Source organism: Streptomyces sp. NPDC059900, assembly GCF_050270335.1.
Taxonomy (GTDB): Bacteria; Actinomycetota; Actinomycetes; order Streptomycetales; family Streptomycetaceae; genus Streptomyces.
In genome coordinates this window covers 1-18,036 of record NZ_JBNNJZ010000128.1, presented here as the reverse complement: position 1 = coordinate 18,036, position 18,036 = coordinate 1, and the positions used below count along the sequence as shown (strand labels likewise).

Annotated in this window: 16 protein-coding genes; 8 read left to right on the top strand and 8 right to left on the bottom strand. The window is 71.0% G+C overall.

The annotated features are described in order from the left end of the window. Both ACQKIP_RS19140 and ACQKIP_RS19135 read left to right on the top strand, forming a co-directional pair. On the top strand, positions 1-981 hold a 981-nt coding region (locus ACQKIP_RS19140), incomplete at its 5' end, for a 3-hydroxyacyl-CoA dehydrogenase NAD-binding domain-containing protein (protein WP_427743523.1). Continuing rightward, complete coding sequence (locus tag ACQKIP_RS19135) at positions 978-1,484, top strand: thioesterase family protein (RefSeq protein ID WP_365855450.1); 507 nt, start codon at positions 978-980, stop codon at positions 1,482-1,484. The genes ACQKIP_RS19140 and ACQKIP_RS19135, both read left to right, overlap by 4 nt. A gap of 4 nt (positions 1,485-1,488) precedes the next feature. On the opposite strand, the gene ACQKIP_RS19130 is transcribed toward ACQKIP_RS19135, so the two are convergent. The 3 genes from ACQKIP_RS19130 to ACQKIP_RS19120 all read right to left on the bottom strand — a co-directional run bounded on the left by ACQKIP_RS19130 (position 1,489) and on the right by ACQKIP_RS19120 (position 4,293). Further along, positions 1,489-1,956 (bottom strand): excalibur calcium-binding domain-containing protein, encoded by a 468-nt coding sequence (locus ACQKIP_RS19130; RefSeq protein WP_365855448.1) that lies wholly within the window; start codon positions 1,954-1,956, stop codon positions 1,489-1,491. Positions 1,957-2,046: 90 nt separating this feature from the next. After that, on the bottom strand, positions 2,047-3,351 hold the full coding sequence (locus ACQKIP_RS19125) for an MFS transporter (RefSeq protein WP_365855446.1): 1,305 nt from the start codon (positions 3,349-3,351) through the stop codon (positions 2,047-2,049). A gap of 63 nt (positions 3,352-3,414) precedes the next feature. Next, positions 3,415-4,293, bottom strand: coding sequence for a hypothetical protein (locus ACQKIP_RS19120; RefSeq protein ID WP_365855444.1), 879 nt, complete (start codon positions 4,291-4,293; stop codon positions 3,415-3,417). Positions 4,294-4,432: 139 nt separating this feature from the next. Between ACQKIP_RS19120 and ACQKIP_RS19115 the strand changes: the two genes are divergently transcribed. Further along, on the top strand, positions 4,433-5,785 hold the full coding sequence (locus ACQKIP_RS19115) for a 6-phospho-beta-glucosidase (RefSeq protein ID WP_365855442.1): 1,353 nt from the start codon (positions 4,433-4,435) through the stop codon (positions 5,783-5,785). A 273-nt stretch (positions 5,786-6,058) separates the two neighbouring features. Beyond that, positions 6,059-6,448, top strand: a complete 390-nt coding sequence (locus tag ACQKIP_RS19110) for a (2Fe-2S) ferredoxin domain-containing protein (RefSeq protein WP_365855438.1) — start codon at positions 6,059-6,061, stop codon at positions 6,446-6,448. A gap of 2 nt (positions 6,449-6,450) precedes the next feature. Here the strand turns inward: ACQKIP_RS19110 and ACQKIP_RS19105 are convergent, their stop codons facing one another. The 3 genes from ACQKIP_RS19105 to ACQKIP_RS19095 all read right to left on the bottom strand — a co-directional run bounded on the left by ACQKIP_RS19105 (position 6,451) and on the right by ACQKIP_RS19095 (position 9,140). Further along, positions 6,451-6,966 carry an FBP domain-containing protein gene (locus ACQKIP_RS19105; protein ID WP_365855436.1) on the bottom strand — a complete coding sequence of 172 codons (516 nt, stop codon included), beginning with the start codon at positions 6,964-6,966 and terminating at the stop codon, positions 6,451-6,453. A 459-nt stretch (positions 6,967-7,425) separates the two neighbouring features. Next, entirely contained in the window at positions 7,426-8,208 is a 783-nt protein-coding gene (locus ACQKIP_RS19100) for a GNAT family N-acetyltransferase (protein WP_427743518.1), read from the bottom strand. Then, a complete protein-coding gene (locus tag ACQKIP_RS19095) occupies positions 8,205-9,140 on the bottom strand; it encodes an NADP-dependent oxidoreductase (protein ID WP_365855435.1) in 936 nt (311 codons plus the stop codon). The genes ACQKIP_RS19100 and ACQKIP_RS19095 overlap by 4 nt, the downstream gene beginning before the upstream one ends. Before the next feature lie 344 nt (positions 9,141-9,484). Here ACQKIP_RS19095 and ACQKIP_RS19090 point away from each other — a divergent pair, with 344 nt between their 5' ends. Both ACQKIP_RS19090 and ACQKIP_RS19085 read left to right on the top strand, forming a co-directional pair. After that, positions 9,485-12,085, top strand: a complete 2,601-nt coding sequence (locus ACQKIP_RS19090) for a beta-glucosidase family protein (protein ID WP_427743516.1) — start codon at positions 9,485-9,487, stop codon at positions 12,083-12,085. Positions 12,086-12,176: 91 nt separating this feature from the next. Further along, positions 12,177-12,650, top strand: coding sequence for a carboxymuconolactone decarboxylase family protein (locus ACQKIP_RS19085; protein ID WP_361185219.1), 474 nt, complete (start codon positions 12,177-12,179; stop codon positions 12,648-12,650). 27 nt (positions 12,651-12,677) lie between these two features. Here the strand turns inward: ACQKIP_RS19085 and ACQKIP_RS19080 are convergent, their stop codons facing one another. Continuing rightward, complete coding sequence (locus ACQKIP_RS19080) at positions 12,678-13,382, bottom strand: TetR/AcrR family transcriptional regulator (protein ID WP_365855431.1); 705 nt, start codon at positions 13,380-13,382, stop codon at positions 12,678-12,680. A gap of 76 nt (positions 13,383-13,458) precedes the next feature. After that, on the bottom strand, positions 13,459-14,643 hold the full coding sequence (locus ACQKIP_RS19075; protein ID WP_365855429.1) for a serine hydrolase domain-containing protein: 1,185 nt from the start codon (positions 14,641-14,643) through the stop codon (positions 13,459-13,461). A 261-nt stretch (positions 14,644-14,904) separates the two neighbouring features. On the opposite strand from ACQKIP_RS19075, the gene helR reads away from it, so the two are divergent. Both helR and ACQKIP_RS19065 read left to right on the top strand, forming a co-directional pair. Next, positions 14,905-17,070, top strand: coding sequence for an RNA polymerase recycling motor ATPase HelR (gene helR, locus ACQKIP_RS19070; protein ID WP_365855427.1), 2,166 nt, complete (start codon positions 14,905-14,907; stop codon positions 17,068-17,070). A 251-nt stretch (positions 17,071-17,321) separates the two neighbouring features. Then, a partial coding sequence (locus ACQKIP_RS19065) for an alkaline phosphatase family protein (protein ID WP_427743512.1) occupies positions 17,322-18,036 on the top strand: 715 nt, incomplete at its 3' end.

Here is an 18,036-nt window from a genome sequence, read left to right as displayed (position 1 = left end):
ACCACACCCCCCGCCCCCTGCGCCCCCGAGGACGTACGCCGTATCGCCTGCGTCGGCGCCGGAGTGATCGGCGGCGGCTGGGTCGCCCACTACCTCGCCCGCGGCTATGACGTCACCGCCTGGGACCCGGCCCCCGACGCCGGGCAGAAGCTGCGCCGCCTGGTCGAGGCCGCCTGGCCCGCGCTGACCCAGCTCGGCCTCGCCGAAGGCGCGTCGCCGGACCGCCTCACCGTCACGCCCACGCTCGAAGAGGCCGTCGCCGACGCCCAGTTCGTGCAGGAGAGTGCCCCCGAGAAGCTGGAGCTGAAGCGGGACCTCCTCGCCAAGCTGGACGCCGCCGCTCCGGCCGGAGTGGTCATCGCCTCCTCCACCTCCGGCTACCCGATGACCGACATGCAGACCGAGGCGACCGACCCCGGCCGCCTCGTCGTCGGCCACCCCTTCAACCCGCCCTACCTCATCCCCCTCGTAGAGGTGGTCGGCGGCGACAAGACCGCCCCGCACGCGGTCACCTGGACCTCTCGCTTCTACGAGGTCGCGGGCAAGTCCGTGATCACCATGGCGAGCGAGGTCCCCGGCTTCATAGCCAACCGCCTCCAGGAAGCCCTGTGGCGCGAGGCCCTGCACATGGTCGCCAACGGCGAGGCCACGGTGAAGGAGATCGACGACTCGATCACCGAAGGCCCCGGCCTGCGCTGGGCGTTCATGGGCCCTATGCTCACCTTCGCGCTCGCGGGCGGCGAGGGCGGCATGGCCCACATGCTCGACCACTTCGGCCCGTCCCTGAAGTCGCCGTGGACGCGCCTGGAGGCACCCGAACTCGACAAGAAGCTGTACGACGCGGTGGTCGCCGGATGCGACGACGCGGCAGACGGCCGGACCATCGCGGACCTGGTGGCCGAGCGCGACCAGGGGGTCATCGACGTACTGCGGGCGACGGGCCGCCTGCCGCAGCAGCGCGCAAAGGAGGACACCAAGTGAGCGAGTCCACGACCGTCGGGCCGCTGCCCCTGTTCCACCGGACCGTACGGCCCGAGTGGATCGACTACAACGGCCACATGAGCGAGGCGTTCTACGTCCTCGTCTTCGGCTACGCCACCGACGCCATGATGATCGAGACCGGCCTGCACGCGGGATACCGCGAGTCCACCGGCTGCTCCCTCTACACGGTCGAGGCGCACATCCGCTATCTCGACGACGTGGCGGAGGGCGCCCACCTCGCCGTCCGCACCCGCATCCTGGGTGCCGACGCCAAGAAGGCACGCTTCACCCACGAGCTGTACGTGGTCGAGGAGCCCGACACGGACATCGCCCCGGACGCGACCCCGGTGGCAACCACCGAACTCCTCGCCATCCACGTCGACCAGAACGCGGGCCGCTCGACCCCCTTCCCGGACGAGATCCGCGACCACCTCACCTCCCTGACGGAACCAGCCCCAAAGTGGGCGGGCCGCTCGATCGGCCCCGTACCCCGTCAGTCGTAGCCGCTCAGGTGTCGCAGCCGACGCCGTCACCGTCGCGGTCGAGGTGCCGTCCATAGCCGGGCTCACCGCGGTGGACCGGCGCGGCTCCTGCGGCGCGTGCCTCGCTGCAGTTGCCGTAGGAGACGCTGCCGCCCCCGCTGGTGCCGCTGTCGGACGTGCCGGGGTCGGCTGCCTCCGGCTGAGCGGTCACAGTGGCCTTCACCGTCTTGGTCGCCTTGATGGTCTTGGTGACCGTGGGGGCGGGCTTCGGCTTCGCCGTCTCGGTCGCTGTGGCAGTGGCGGTGGCCGTGACGGTCGGCGTCGGGCCCGTCTCCTTGGCCGCGGCCTTCGTGCTGGTGCTGCCGTCGTCACCGAGACCGGCCGCGAGGCCAATGAAGAAGGTGAGGGCGAGGGCGGGGAGCGCGAAGCGCTTGCGTGCCCACTTGGGCGCGGGTCTCGGCGTTGACGGCGGCGCGGGATACGGATTGGCCATGGTGCCCCCTTGGTGCCGGAAAGAGGCACGACGCTAGTCCTGCGCGGTCAGTTGTGAAGGTAATTTGTGCAAGCGGTGATAGATCCGTGACTAACGCTCCAGCTCCTTGTGGGCGGTTTCCGGGAGTTTGAGGTAGACCGCCGATGACGCGAGGCAGAGCACGGCCACGTACCAGGGGAAGAGGCCCGGATGGCCGATTTCCTTGAACAGGGTGCCCATGTACGGGGCCGTGCCGCCGAACAGGGCGACGGTGAGGGAGTACGGGAAGCCGATTCCGGCGGCCCGTACCCGTGCCGGGAACACCTCGGCGTTCACCGCCGCCGAGATCGACGTGAAGCCGGTGAGCAGCACCATGCCCGCGCACTGCACCAGCAGGAGCGAGCCGAAGGAACCGTTCAGGGAGCGAAGGAGCGGCACGCTCAACACGGCAAAGCCGAGGCCGAAGAACAGCAGGAGCGGCCTGCGGCCGAAGCGGTCGGAGAGCAGTCCGCCGACCGGCTGGAGCAGCGCGAAGAACGCGAGCGAGAGGGTGCCGGACAGCAGGGCCTGGCTCTTGCTGATGTCGGTGTTGAGCTCGGCGTACGTCGGCAGGTACGACGTCCACGTGTAGTACGCGATCGTGCCGCCCGCCGTGATGCCGCAGATCAGCAGGGACTGGCGCGGATGCTTGCGCAGCGCGTCGAACAGGCCGGGGCGTTCGGACTCCTCCTGCGGTGCCTGATGGGTCTCGTACGCGCCCTGCCTGATCCAGAAGCCGACCAGGCTGAGCACCGCGCCGATGAAGAACGGCAGCCGCCAGCCCCAGCCGTCCATCTGCCCGTCGGAGAGCGTGCTCACAAGGAGGGCCGCGACTCCGGACGCGGCGAGCTGGCCCGCGCTCGTCGACACGTACTGGAAGCTGGAGAAGAGACCGCGCCTGCCGGGCCCGGCGGACTCGACGAGGAACGTCGTCGACGCCGCGAACTCACCGCCCACGGACAGCCCCTGAAGCAGCCGTGCCAGGACCAGCACGACCGGCGCGAGCACCCCCACGGACGCGTACGTCGGTGTCAGGCCGACCAGCAGGCTGCTGCCGCCCATCAGCAGGATGGTCACCGTGAGCGCGGCACGCCGCCCCCTCCGGTCGGCGACCGCGCCCATGAGCAGACCGCCGACCGGCCGCATGAAGAAGCCGACAGCGAAGACGGCGAACGTGGAGAGCAGCGGTACGAGGGAGTTGTCCGCGCCCTTGGGAAAGACCTGGTCGGCGATGTACGTCGCGAGGAACGTGTACGCGTACCAGTCGTACCACTCCACGGCGTTGCCCACCGACGCGGCGAGCAGCTGACGGACGGGCCGGCGGGGTGTGGCGGGGAGCGTGTCGGGCACGGGACCGTGCCGGTGTTGCTGTGTCATGATCACGACCATCCCCCGCCGGGCCCGCCCGCACACGTCCGGCGCTTCGGCGCCGCGTGCGGGTCAGCCGGTCGTCGGCTTGTACGAGTAGACCGACGTCGTCACCAGACACGGCACCGGCGGCACGACCTCGGCGCGCAGCGTGCGGCGCTCGGTGTCGTAGTCGACGCCCTCCGTCTCGAAGGTGCCCGAGCAGACGCTGCGCTGCGGCACGGCGAACAGGCTCGTGACCTTGCCCGTGACGGGCTTCCCGTCGAGCGCGTGCTCCAGGTCCACCTGGAGGACGGGGCGGTCCTCGGGCCACAGCTCCTTCGACCCGTCGTTGGACGCGCACACGAGGCGGGTCCCGGAGACGAAGTCGCAGCCCTGGATGTCGCGCACCGGCTTGTCGAGCGAGATCTGACCGGCCTGGGAGAGCGCGCCGCCGGTGGGCGGTGTGGAGGAGTTCAGGAGCGGGGCGGGGAAGACCTGGAGCCGGTTCTGGTCCCCCCATTCACCCGACACCAACCACTCCTTGTCCGGCGACACGGCCGCGAAGGAGTTGTTCAGCTTCTCGCCCGCGTCGAGCTTGTGCTCGTAGAGGTAGCGCTTCCCGCCGGGGGTGGTGACCGCGAACATCTTCGACTTCGCGTCGTCGCCGCCCTGGTAGGCGTCGACGGTGTGGCCGTCGGCTATGTCCGGGTCGCCTATGTGGGTCCAGCCCTTCATCCGCAGGTCGAGCGGGACCGAGGCGAGACCCCGGTAGAGGAGACTGCCGTCGGCGCGGCTCGCCAGGCCCTGGCTGCCGGTGAGGGAGTTGACGGTCGATACGCCGGACTCCTGCCAGCCGCCGGGCGATCCGGGGGCGGTGTCGGCCGAGGCGCCTGCGCCGGTCGCCAGCGTCAGCGCGAGGGCGCCGAGCAGGGCGGCGGATGCCTTCGCGGACGTCTTGAGGGGTGTCATCGGTGCGCTACCTCCGTGGGGGGTCGATGGCTGCCGGGCAATCGTACGTAACGTGGCCTCTGCCCACGGGTGAGTTCTGACAGGTCGACAGGTGCTGGTGAGTGCGGCCGCAGATGTTCCGACAGAAGGTGGTTGAGACGTGAAGCTGGTCATTCTCGGTGGCGGCGGGTTCCGTGTTCCGCTCGTGTACGGCGCGCTGCTCGGCGACCACGCCGAAGGCCGGGTCACCGAGGTCGTGCTGCACGACCTGGACGCAGGGCGGCTCGGCGCGGTCGCCCGCGTCCTCGCCGAGCAGGCGGAGGCGTCCGGGGTACCGGACGCGCCCGCGGTCACGGCCACCACCGACCTCGACGAGGCCCTGCGGGGCGCGGACTTCGTCTTCTCCGCGATCCGGGTCGGCGGCCTGGAGGGGCGCGCGGCCGACGAGCGGGTGGCTCTCGCGCAGGGAGTTCTGGGCCAGGAGACCGTCGGCGCGGGCGGCATCGCCTACGGCCTGCGGACCGTGCCCGTCGCGGTCGACATCGCCCGCCGGGTGCGGCAGCTCGCCCCCGACGCGTGGGTCATCAACTTCACCAATCCCGCGGGCCTGGTCACCGAGGCGATGTCCCGGCACATCGGGGACCGCGTCATCGGCATCTGCGACTCGCCGGTGGGCCTGGGGCGCCGCGTGGCGCGGATGCTGGACGGCAACCCCGACGAGGCGTTCATCGACTACGTCGGACTCAACCACCTGGGCTGGCTCCGGGGCCTGCGGATCGCGGGCCGCGACGAGCTGCCGCGGCTGCTGGGGGACGCGGAGCTGCTCGGCTCGTTCGAGGAGGGGCGGCTGTTCGGCGCGGAGTGGCTCCAGTCCCTGGGGTCCGTCCCGAACGAGTACTTGCACTACTACTACTTCAACCGCGAGGCGGTCCTGGCCTACCAGGAGGCGAAGCAGACGCGCGGCGCGTTCCTGCGTGACCAACAGGCCCGCTTCTACTCGGAGTTGAGCGATCCCGCGGAGAGCGTCTCGGCGCTCGCGGCGTGGGACGCGACGCGGGCGGAACGTGAGGCCACGTACATGTCCGAGAACCGCGAGGCGGCGGGCGTGGGTGAGCGTGCGGCCGAGGACCTCGAATCCGGGGGGTACGAGAAGGTCGCCCTCGCCCTGATGCGGGCTATCGCGCGCGACGAGCGGACGACGCTGATCCTCAACGTCCGCAACCGCACGACCCTCGCGGCGCTGGACGCCGACGCGGTGATCGAGGTCCCCTGCTCCGTCGACGCCAACGGCGCCCATCCCATGTCCGTCGACCCGCTGCCGGGGCATGCGACGGGGCTCGTGTGCGGGGTGAAGGCGGTGGAGCGGGAGGTCCTTTCGGCCGCGGAGAGCGGCTCACGCACGACTGCGGTGAAGGCGTTCGCGCTGCATCCGCTGGTGGATTCGGTGGCGGTGGCGCGGCGGTTGGTGGAGGGGTACCGGGAGGTGCATCCGGGACTGGGGTACTTGCGCTGAGCCGGGCGGGCGGGCGGGCGCGCGCCGGCGTACGGCACTGCTTCGTCGTTGGGTGCGGGGCCGCGTTGGTATGTCCGTCCTCGCCATCGGGTGGGCGCCGTCTGGTTGCTTCGGGGCCGGAGTGCCGCGAACCGTGCTCCGGGCGGAAATACCGACGCGTCCCCTCGCGTCTCGTTGCCGGGTGCGGGTCGTCCGTTGTGCTGCGTGGCCATCGGGTCGTCGTGCACCGCACGTGGTGTGAGGCGCTGCGGGTGGGGCTGCGATGATCAGCGGATGAGTCCCGTCATTTCCATCGGAGCCGCTGCTTCCCGCCCCTGCACACTCGTCGTGTGCCGAGGCTGCTGCTGCGGTGACGCGCGCAAGCATCCCGGCATCGACCACGACTGGCAGTTGACCCGGATGCGGGCCGCTGCGGCGGCGTCGGCGGGGAAGTTCGCGGTGCGTACGAGTGAGTGCCTCGGGCCCTGCGGGCAGGCGAACATCGTCGTCGTGCAGCCCTCGCGAGAAGGGCGCCGGCGAGGCGGCCGGGCCGTCTGGGTCGGCTTCGCCATGGACGACGACTCCATCGACGACATACTCGCGTGGGCCGAGGCAGGCGGACCGGGCATCGCGGCGCCCGGTGCCGCACTCACGCTGCAGGTCGTCGATCCCCGGAAGACCTGACTTCAGGCCGCCGACTTCGAACCTTCGAGCACTTTGTCGATGAAGCCGTGCAGATTCGCCACGGTGCGTGCGTTCTGCTCCTCCAGGGTGAGGCTCTCCTCGAAGCGGCGAGCAAGGGCCGTGGTCTTCTTGCCTCGTACGTAGAGGGAGCAGGCGAGGTCCGCGCAGATGTAGATGCCGACCGAGTTGCCCTGCCGCCCCGCCGGGCCGGAGAGGGGCGCCACGAGCAGCGTGATGCCCGAACCGGACTGCGGGGTCACGCAGACCGAGCAGATGCTGGACTTGAGCAGGCTCTTGCGCGCGCCGGTCGAGGCGCGCAGCGCGATGCCGACGTACTCCCCGTTCCGCTCCGTCACGATGTAGCCGCGGTCCGGCGCCTTGGGGTCACGCCAGCCGAGGAAGTCCAGGTCGGACCAGGGGGTCTCCGGGAAGCCCGCAGGGAGAGTGAGCCTGCGGGCTTCGCCCTTGGAGCAGTTGACGAAGGCCGCGCGAATCTCTGTCTCGCCGATAGGTTCCATGATCCGGAATTTACCAACGCACCCTCGCCCCAGTCCCCTCCTTTTCCACCGCACCCACGACGCCCCGCACCCGGCATCGATACGGGAGGGGACGTGTCGGTATTTCCGCCCGGAGCACGGCAAGCACCACTCCCCAGCCGAAGCAACCACACGGCGCGCACCCGATAGCGAGGACGGACATACCGACGCGGCCCCGCACCCAATGACGAAGCAGGGCCGCAGTACGCCCCACGTATCCGCAGTCGGCATGGAGACGGGAGGGGACGTGTCGGTATTTCCGCCCGGAGCACGGCAAGCCCCACTCCCGAACCGAAGCAAGCAGGCGGCGCGCACCCGATGGCGAGGACGGACATACCGGCGCGGCCCCGCACCCAACGACGGAGCAGTGCCGTACGCCAGCGCCCGCCCGCAGACGGAGCCGAACCGCGCCCCCCCCGCATCAGGGCAGCCGCACGCCCCTCAGCCCGCCGGCACCCGCGCCTTGAGGAAGCGAGTGCTGCGGCGCAGGCGGAAGCCCAGTGACTCGTACAGGCGGATGGCAGTCGTGTTCCGCGCCGACGTGTGCAGGAACGGAGTCTCACCGCGGGCACGGATCCCCTCGGCCACCGCGAGGACCAGCCGTGAGGCGAGGCCCTCGCCCCGGTGGGCCGGGTCCGTGCAGACCGCGCTTATCTCCGTCCACCCCGGCGGACGCAACCGCTCCCCGGCCATGGCGACGAGCGCGCCCCCTCGACGTATGCCGAGGTAGGTACCGAGCTCGACCGTACGCGGCAGAAAGGGACCGGGCTGCGTGCGCGCGACCAGATCCAGCATCTCCGGCACATCCGGCGCCCCGAGCCGCACGGCCTCCGCATCGGGCGCGGCAGCCACCCCCGCGTCCACCATCTGCACGCCCTCCATGTCGAAGGTGAGCTCCCACTCCGCGGGAAGGACTAACCCCGCACCCGCCAGCGGAACCTCCTCGCCGGGCCCGGCAAGCGCCGCGAGATCCGCCCAGTCATCCGCCTCCGGAGCATCGGGCAGACCCAGCCACGGCGACACGTCCAGTGGATACCGCACCACGCGCCCCCGCCGCTCGGCGAACCGCGCGTGCGGCCCGTTCAACGCGGCGAACGCGGGGTTGTCCAGAGGGTGCGCAACCTCAACAAGCCCAGCCCCAGCCCCAGCCCCAAGCCCAGCCGCAGGCCCACCTTCAAGTCCGGCCCCCGGACCGCCCGAGGCCGCGAGGCCAGCCCCCCTCATGCCCCCACCTCAATCACGACCTTGCCCCGCGTATGCCCGCCCTCCACCGCACGCAACGCCTCATCGGCCCGCTCCAGCGGATACGTCGCCGAGACCTCGGGCCGCAGCACACCGTCGACGGCAAGCCCGGCCACCGCGTCCAGAACCTCACTGGTCCGCGCCCGGGCAACCGCCGCCCCGCCCAGCTCACCGACCGTCTCCTTGGCCGCGGCCGTGATCAGCTTCCCCTCGCGGTCGGGGAGAAGGGACGCCACCGCCACCAGATCCTCGCCCCCGACCAGATCGAAGACCGCGTCGACCCGCCCGCCCGGCGCAGCCGCCCGCACCCGGTCCGCCAGGCCAGTCACCCCCGCCCCCGCGGGCACATGCACCGCACCCAGGGACTCGACGAAGCCCTTCTTGCCCGCGCTCGCCGTACCCACGACCCGCACCCCGTAGTGCCGTGCCAGCCGCGCCGCGGCCACGCCCACACCGCCGCCGACCCCGGTGATCAGCAGCGTCGCCCCGGCCGGCAGGTCCAGTTGCCGCACCCCGTCGTATGCAGTCGCCGCGGCGACCGGCAGCGCGGCGGCCTCCGTGAAGGTCAGGCCCGCGGGCTTGTGCGCGGCGAGGGAGACGGGCAGGAGGGTGTGCTCGGCATAGCCGCCGGTGTCCGGGTTGCCGAACACCTTGTCGCCGATCGCGAATCCCTCGACGCCAGGGCCCACCGCTTCGACCACGCCCGCGACCTCACTGCCGAGCACCTCGGGGAACTCGGCGGGCGGCGCCCCCGGCCTCCGCTTGCCCGCCCGCAGCTTCCAGTCGACCGGGTTGACCCCTGCGGCCCGCACCGCGACCAGGAGCTGCCCCGGACCGGGCTCCGGCAGGTCCTGATCGACGAAGGCTTCCACTTCGGGGCCGCCGAACCGGGTGAATACGTACGCCTTGGACATGTGCTCCCTCGCTTCGAACCGTGATCCATGAATCGACGTGGGTGTCACCTTGGACGACCGCCATGATCGCCCCGCTATTCCCGCCGCGCGGCAGCGTTCACGAGGTCGCAATGACCGTCGCGGGCGGGGGCCTGACGGCCGCCGTCCAAAAACTGAACAACCAACAAATTTTTGCTGACGCGAGCCTTGACCTTCAGTGTTCAACCAATCAAGACTCAGGCCCCGTAACACCGCACTGGCGCGGCGGACGCATTCAGCTCTTGGCGTCGTCGACCCAGTTCGACATGCCCAGAGCCGCGTTCGGAGGCCATTTCGCCATGCCTGCCACCACACGTCGTGAACTCATGAAGCAACTGGGCGGCACCGCAGCCGCCTTCGCCTTCGTCGCCGCCGCAGGGCCGATCGCCGCGGCGACGCCCGCCGCGGCCACCGGTGCCGCCGCCACAGGCGCCGGCACCGGCACCACCTCCCCGGGCGCGGCCGCCGCCACGCGCCGCGTCCGGGGGCTCGTCGCCCGCCTCACCCTGGACGAGAAGATCAGCCTCGTCCACGGCGCCACCGACCCGCGCAGACTGGGGCAGGCGGGATACCTGCCGGGCGTGAAGCGCCTGGGCATACCGGAGCTGCGCCTGACCGACGGCCCCGCGGGCGTGAACGTCACGAAGTCCGCGACCGGCCTCCCGCCGGTCGCCACGCTCGGCGCCTCCTTCAACCTCGAACTCGCCCGCGAATACGGCGAGGTCATGGGCCGCGAGGGCCGGACCCTGGACATGGACGTGCTGCTCGCCCCGCAGATCGAGCTCTCCCGCACGCCCTTCTTCAGCCGCAACAAGGACCAGTCGGGCGAGGACCCCTACCTCAACGGCCTGATCGGCGCCGCCCAGGTCGAGGGCGTCCAGGCGCAGGGCATGCTCGCCCAGGCCAAGCACTTCCTCGCCAACAACCAGCGCCTGCACGAGTTCGACCGCGAGCAGCCGGAGAACTCGTACGACTTCGTCGTCGACGACCGGACGCTGCACGAGCTGTACCTGCCCGCCTTCGAGGCCGTCGTCCGCGCCGGAGTCGCCTCCGTCATGTCGGCGTACAACCAGCTCAACGGCAAGTGGAACTCCGAGCAGAGCGCCACCCTCACCGGCATCCTGCGCGGCGAACTCGGCTTCGAGGGCTTCGTCACCTCCGACTGGGGCGCCACCCACTCCACGGCCGCGCTCGAAGCCGGGCAGGACATGCAGATGTGGGACGGCTCCTTCTACGGGGAGCCGCTGAAGAAGGCCATCAAGGACGGCTCCATTCCGCAGGCCGCCCTCGACACCGCGGTCTCCCGCATCCTCGGCCGGTACGACGCCTTCGGCATGCTCGACGGCAGCCGCGTCCCCGCCCGCAAGAAGATCGACGTCAGGGCCGGCGCCCGCGTCGCCCGCGAAGTCGCCGTACAGGGCGCGGTGTTGCTCGCCAACGACGGCGGGCTCCCGCTGTCGCGCGCCGCGCTGCGCGACCTCGCTTTCATCGGCCCGACCGCGGGCCAGGTCGCCACCTCGGTCTCGGGCGAGCGCGCGTACGGCTTCGAGGAGCGCCTTATCAGCCCGCTCGACGCACTGCGCCGCAGCACCAAGCAGAAGATCTCCTACGAAGTCGGCGTCGACCTCACGGGCACAGCCGTCCCCGCGTCGGCGTTCCCCGACGGCCTGACGCGCAAGGGCGGCGGCACCGACAAGAAGACCGTCGAGAAGACCGACAAGAAGGTCGACTTCACCGGGGACAAGGCGCTGCCCGTCGGTACGACCGTCGAGTGGACCGGCACCTTCGTGCCGCCCGCCACGGGCGAGTACGCGCTCAAGATCCAGGGCTGGGGCGCGGCCGTCTCGCTGAGCCTCGACGGCAAGGAGCTGACGACCGCGGCGGGCGCCCGCGACAGCTTCGCCCGCAAGTGGTCCTCGATCGTCCCGACCACCGACGGACTCGACAACGGCCAGGCCGACCCCGTCGAACTCACCGGCGGCCAGTCCTACCGCATCGTCGTCAAGGCCACCGGGTGGGCCGCCACCATCGCCGACCGCGGCCCGGTCCAGGTGCGGTTCGCCTGGGTGACACCGCGGCAGCGCACCGCTTCGATCGCCGCCGCGGCGAAGCTGGCCCGGCGCGTCCACACCCCGGTCGTCTTCGCGTTCAACGGCTCGGGCGGCTCGGTGGGCGGCGGCGGTGACTTCACCACGCTGACGCTCCCCGCCCACCAGGACGAGCTGATCACGGCGGTCGCCGCGGCCAACCCCCGTACGGTCGTCGTCCTGACCACCGGCTGCCCGGCGACCATGCCCTGGCGCCGCGAGGTCGGCACGATCCTGCACACCGGTTACGTCGGCCAGGAGGGCGGCTGGTCCACCGCCGACCTGCTCACCGGCCGCGCGAACCCGTCCGGCAAGGCCACGGTGACCTGGCCTGAGAAGGACACGGACCACCCCGCCCTGGACCCCGCGCACCCCGAGCGCTACTACGGCGTCGACGGCGTGGTCACGTACAGCGAGGGCATCTTCACCGGCTACCGGGGCTTCGACAAGGCGGGCACCGAACCCCTCTTCCCCTTCGGACACGGCCTGTCCTACACGGAGTTCGGCTACCGCGACCTGTCCGTGCGCCGGGCGGGACGGGGGTACGAGGTGTCGTTCACGGTGACCAACCGGGGCCGGCGCGCGGGCGCGGAGGTCCCGCAGGTGTACATGGGCGCGCCGCGCGGCGCCGACGTCGAGATGGCCCCGAAGACGCTGGCCGCCTTCGACCGTGTCGAACTCCGCGCGGGCCAGTCGCGGCGGGTCACGGTGCGGGTCGCCGAGCGGCAGCTGTCGTACTGGGACACCGACCGGGGCCGCTGGGTGCGCCCCGCAGGGCGGCGCACGGTGTACGTGGGGTCGTCGTCGCGCGACATCCGGCTGACGGGGGCGGCGCGCTAGGGAGACGCAGGTCACTTCCGGCCGTGTCACAACCGACGGGGGCTGTTCCGTCATAGGGGTGTAACCAGCACCGTCGACACAGGAGCACATCATGGAAGCTCGGCTGAACCTCATGGGCAACCCCGTCGCGGGCAAGGCCCTGAAGCACCTGGTCGCCGCGGGCAAGGCGCTCGGGGAGTCGGCCCTGCCGGACGCGACACGGCAGTTGGTGATGCTCCGCGCCAGTCAGATCAACGGCTGCGCCGGATGCATCGACATGCACACCAAGGATGCCGCGCACGCGGGGGAGACCTCGGTGCGCCTCAACCTGGTCGCCGCCTGGCGCGAGGCCACGGTGTTCACCGAGGCCGAGCGCGCCGCTCTGGAGGTGACGGAGGAGGGCACCCGTATCGCGGACGCGGCCGGCGGGGTGTCCGACGAGGTGTGGGCGAATGCCGCCAAGCACTACGACGAGGACCAGCTCGCCGCCCTGGTGACCCAGATCGCCGTCATCAACGCCTTCAACCGCCTCAACGTCATCAACCAGCAGCCCGCGGGCGACTACAAGGTCGGGCAGTTCGGCTGACGCGAATGCCCGGCGGCGCCGCTCTTTCTAGGCCGGCTCGTCCAGGCCCTTTCCGTCCACGGTGAGGGCCCGGGCGAGCCGGTCCAGGTGGGCGCGGTACAACCCGACGAAATCCAGGCGCCCTTCGGCGACGGCCCACTGGACCTGGAGTCCGTCGGAGACGGCGAGGATCTCGCGGGCGATGCTCTGCGGATCGATGCCGTCCCTCAACTGCCCGGCGTCGAGCGAGCGTTGCAGCGCGGAGGCGAGGAAGCGCGCGACGCGTTCGTACCGCTCGGCGAAGTAGGTGTGTGCCGGGTGCGCGGGGTCGCCCGCCTCCGCCGACAGCCGTGTGTAGAGCTGGATGAGCCCCGGCTGGGTGAGGTTGTACGTGGCGAGCGCAAGCACCTCGTGGAACAGCGCGCGCACGTCGTCGCCGCAATCGTCCCCGGAGTCGGAGTCGGAGTCGGAGTCGGAGTCGGAGTCGGAGTCGGGGCCGAGCCGTCCGAACGTACGGACCGTGCGGTCCTCGCGGGCTTCGAGGACCGCCATCAGGAGGCGCTGCTTCGATCCGAAGTGATGGGTGATGACGGTGGCGGACGTGCCGGCCTCCTCGGCGATCTTCGCCAGCGAGGAGTTCAGATAGCCCGCCTTGGCGAAGAGCACGAGAGCGGCGTCGATGATGGCCGCTCTGCGGGAGTCGGCGGCGGCGTACTGCCCGCTCGGGCGGTGGCGGGGGGTGTGCTGCTCCATGGGGGCAGACTACGTTTCCCCGGCCCCGCCAGCGGATACTCCGGCCCCGCCGCCCGCTGCGCCGCCCCCGCGTTCCCTACTTCAGCGCCCGGTACAGGGCCCCCACCAGATGCACGCTGCGCAGGTCCTCCCCGGAGGTGCCGCCGCCCATCCGGTTCATCACGTACGCGTAGGAGACCCGGTTCTCGGGGTCGGCGAAGGCGTAGGAACCGCCCGCGCCCCCGTGCCCGAAGGCCCGCGGATTGGGCCCGGCCTGGCCGTAGCGGTTCAGCATGTAGCCGAGCCCCCAGTCCCACTTCGCGCCCCACTCGGTGCCCGCCGCGAGCACCAGGTCGGGCTCGTCGGGCCCGCCCTGCCGCGTCCGCAGCCGCTCAAGGGCCGCTGGGCTCACCAGTTCCCCGCCGCCGAGCGCCGCGTACACCTTCGCGAGGCCGCGCGCCGAGGCGTGCCCGTTGGCCGCGGGGATCTCCGCGGAGCGATAGGCCGCGGTGTTCACGTTGCCCACCGGCAGGTACTGGAGGGCTAGCGTGACGACGGCCATCGGGTGCTCGTCGATCGACCCCACCGGCGGCGCGGGCGGGGGAGCGGAGCCGAGCGCGCTGCGCGGGCCGTCCGTGGCCGGCGGCCTCGCCATGTCCGCGCACCGGCCGTGCTCGCTCTCCGGGGTGCCCACGAAGACATCGGCGTCCAGCGGGCCCGTGACCTCGCCGCGCAGGAACGTACCGAGCGAGAGCCCCGTGATCCGCCGGACCACCTCACCGACCAGATAGCCGTAGCTCAGCGCGTGGTACCCCTGCGCCGTGCCGGGCTTCCACCACGGCGCCGTCGCGGCCAGCGCCCCGCAGACCTTCTCCCAGTCGTAGAGGTCGTCCGACGTCATGGGCTCGCTCGGCGCGATCACCCCGGAGCGGTGGCTCAGGAGCCAGCGCACCGGGATGTCCGCCTTGCCTTCCCCGGCGAACTCCGGCCAGTAGCGGGCTACCGGCGCGTCCAGGTCGAGTTCGCCCCGGTCGACGAGGAGATGCGCGCACAGCGCGGTCATCCCCTTGGTCGTGGAGTACACGTTCACCAGCGAATCGGGCTGCCACGCGCGCGTGCCCTTCTTGTCCGCGTCACCGCCCCACAGGTCGACGACGAACTCCCCGTCGACCGTGGCCGCGACGGACGCCCCGAGATCCCCGCGCTCGGCGAAGTTCCGCTCGAACTCCTCGCGTACGCCCTCGAAGCCGGGGGCACAGGTGCCGTGGATCGTTGCGGTCATGACTCTCCTCGATCGCTGGAAGCGCCGACCGGCACATCCTCGCGCATGGTTGCCCGCGGCACCTAGAGTGCGGCGGCAGAAGAGAACGTGGAAGAGAACCTTGGAAGAGAAGGCCAGAGGAGAAAAAGAAGAGGCAAGGAGGTGTTCCCACTCCTTGCCACTCTTAATTTATAGCGCACAGGGGGCCTTGCGGCAAGGCCCGGGTCTTGCCGCACAATCGCAGGCCGAAGCCACTGCCTGCGGAAACAGGAGATCCACCACGTGCCTGCGTTGCTGTCTGCGTTCGACCTTCCCGCCAACCTCGCCGCCAAGGCCGACCCGGCACTCATCGCCCACGACGAGAAGCACTTCGCGGCCATCGCACAGAGCCTCGAGCAGACGATCACCGAGGTGTCGGAGCGCCTCGACGCCCAGCGCAAGGCACCCGGCGGCATCGGCCGCGAGGCGATGGACCGTGACCTGGAGATCCACCGTCTGACCGGCCGTCTGCGCGCCCTGAGCCGCTTCGGCCTCGACCTGTGCCTCGGGCACATCGTCACCGACGACGACCCCGAGCCCGTCTACATCGGCAGGCTCGGACTCACCGACAGCGAGGGGCGCAGGCTGCTGCTCGACTGGCGTGCCCCCGCGGCCGAGCCGTTCTTCGCGGCGACGCACGCCGACCCGATGGGCCTGGCCAGCCGCCGCAGATACCGCTGGACCCGCGGCCGTATCAGCGACTACTGGGACGAGGTGTTCACCGCCGACGGCCTTGAGGGGCACGCCGCGCTCGACGACCAGTCCGCCTTCATCGCCAGCCTCGGCGGCAACCGGTCCGCGCAGATGCGGGACGTGCTCTCCACCATCCAGGCCGACCAGGACGCCATCATCCGGGCGGGCTCGCGCGGTGCTCTCGTCGTCGACGGCGGTCCTGGTACGGGAAAGACCGTCGTGGCCCTGCACCGCTCCGCCTACCTCCTCTACTCCGACCCGCGCCTGGGCCACAGCAGGGGCGGCGTGCTGTTCGTCGGCCCGCACCGGCCCTATCTGAACTACGTCGCCGACGTCCTGCCCAGCCTCGGCGAGGAGGGCGTGCAGACCTGCGTCCTGGAGGACCTCGTCGACGAGGGAGCCGACGCGGCGGCCGAGGCCGACCCGGAGGTCGCCCGCCTGAAGTCGACCGCGGACATGGTGCGGGCGATCGAGACGGCCGTCAGGTTCTACGAGGAGCCGCCCGCCACGGGGATGACGGTCTCGACCGACTGGGCCGACGTGCGGCTGAGCGCCGACGACTGGGCCGAGGCCTTCGAAGCGGCGGGCCACGGGACCGCGCACAACGAGGCGCGCGAGCTGATCTGGGAGGAGCTCGTCGCGATCCTCCTCGACAAGCTCGGCGGCGACGTTCCCGGCGAGCTCTTCGAGAGGGCACTGCGGCACGACGAGGAGCTGGTCTCCACCCTGCACCGCGCGTGGCCGCTGCTCGAAGCAGCGGACCTCGTCGGGGACCTGTGGTCGAACACCGCCTACCTGCGGATGTGCGCGCCCTGGCTCGGCACGGACGAGGTGCGCGCGCTCATGCGCAAGGACGCGCCGCAGGCCTGGACGGTGGCGGATCTGCCGCTCCTGGACGCGGCACGCCAGCGGCTCGGCGACCCGGAGGCGGCCCGGCAGAAGCGGCGCCACGACGCCGTCCTCGCCGCCCAGCGCGAGCAGATGGCGCAGGTCGTCGACAACCTGATCGACGCCGCGTCCGCCTCCGGCGCCGACGGCGACGACGGCGAGGGCCTGGTGACGATGTTGCGGGGCCAGGACGCCAAGGTCAGCCTGGTCGACGAGTCCGAACTGCCGCCCGCCGCCCCGGACCGCCTTGCGGGACCGTTCGCGCACGTCGTCGTGGACGAGGCGCAGGAGCTGACCGACGCCCAGTGGCAGATGCTGCTTCTTCGCTGCCCGTCGCGGAGCTTCACCGTCGTCGGGGACCGCGCCCAGGCCCGGCACGGGTTCACGGAATCGTGGCAGGAACGCCTCGAGCGGATCGGGCTCGACCGCATCACCGTGGAGTCCCTGAGCATCAACTACCGGACGCCGGAAGAGGTCATGACGCAGGCCGAGCCGGTCATCCGGGCGGCGCTGCCGGACGCCAACGTACCGACGTCCATCCGCAGCAGCGGCATTCCCGTCGTACGCGGGCCGGTGGCGGATCTGGACTCGGTGCTCGACACCTGGCTCGCCGCCAACGCCGACGGGATCGCCTGTGTCATCGGCGCCCCCGCCTTCCCCGCGACGGAGCGGGTGCGGTCGCTGACGCCGGAGCTCGCGAAGGGCCTTGAGTTCGACCTGGTCGTCCTGGTCGACCCCGACAACTTCGGCGAAGGGATCGAAGGGGCGGTCGACCGGTATGTCGCGATGACCCGGGCGACCCGGCAGCTGGTCGTCCTCACGAGCTGAACGGCGGTGTGCCGGAGGGCACCGCGGGACGAGAGCGGATTCAAGAGCGAAAGGGGAGCAAGGCGGGCATGTCACAACATGTATGCCCGATAAGGGAATTAAGGTCTCATGGGTTCGGGCTTGTGTCTTGCCCACCAAGGGTTGGACTTCTCTTCACGTCCAGGTCACAGGCCCTTCCCTGATCCTTGCTCCCCTTGACACACTGCACCCGCTCACGTCCCCCACACCACACCACGAGGTCGAAACCACTCATGCCAGAACTCAATCGGCGCCGGTTCATGCAACTCGCCGGCGGCACCGCAGCCTTCGCGACGCTCTCGCAGAGCATCGCCCGCGCCGCCGCCCTGCCCGCACAGCGCCGCTCCGGCTCCATCAAGGACGTCGAGCACGTCGTCGTCCTGATGCAGGAGAACCGTTCCTTCGACCACTATTTCGGCACCATGAAGGGCGTACGCGGCTTCGGCGACCCGCGCCCCGTGACCCTGCCCAGCGGGAAACCCGTCTGGAACCAGTCGGGCGGCGGCAAGGAGGTGCTGCCCTTCCACCCCGACGCCGAAGACCTCGGCATGCAGTTCATCGCGGGTCTCGACCACGACTGGGCGGGCGGCCACAGCGCCTTCGCCAACGGCAAGTACGACAACTGGATCGCCGCCAAGTCCGAGCGGACGATGGCGTACCTCACGCGCGACGACATCCCGTTCCACTACGCGCTCGCCGACGCGTTCACCGTCTGCGACGACTACCACTGTTCGTTCATGGGAGCCACCGACCCCAACCGCTACTACATGCTGTCGGGCCACGTCGGCAACGACGGCAAGGGCGGCGGCCCGGTCCTCGGCAACCAGGAGGCGGGATACGACTGGACGACGTACGCCGAGCGCCTGGAGCAGGCCGGGGTCTCCTGGAAGGTCTACCAGGACATCGGCGACGGCCTGGACGCGGCCGGACACTGGGGCTGGATAGACG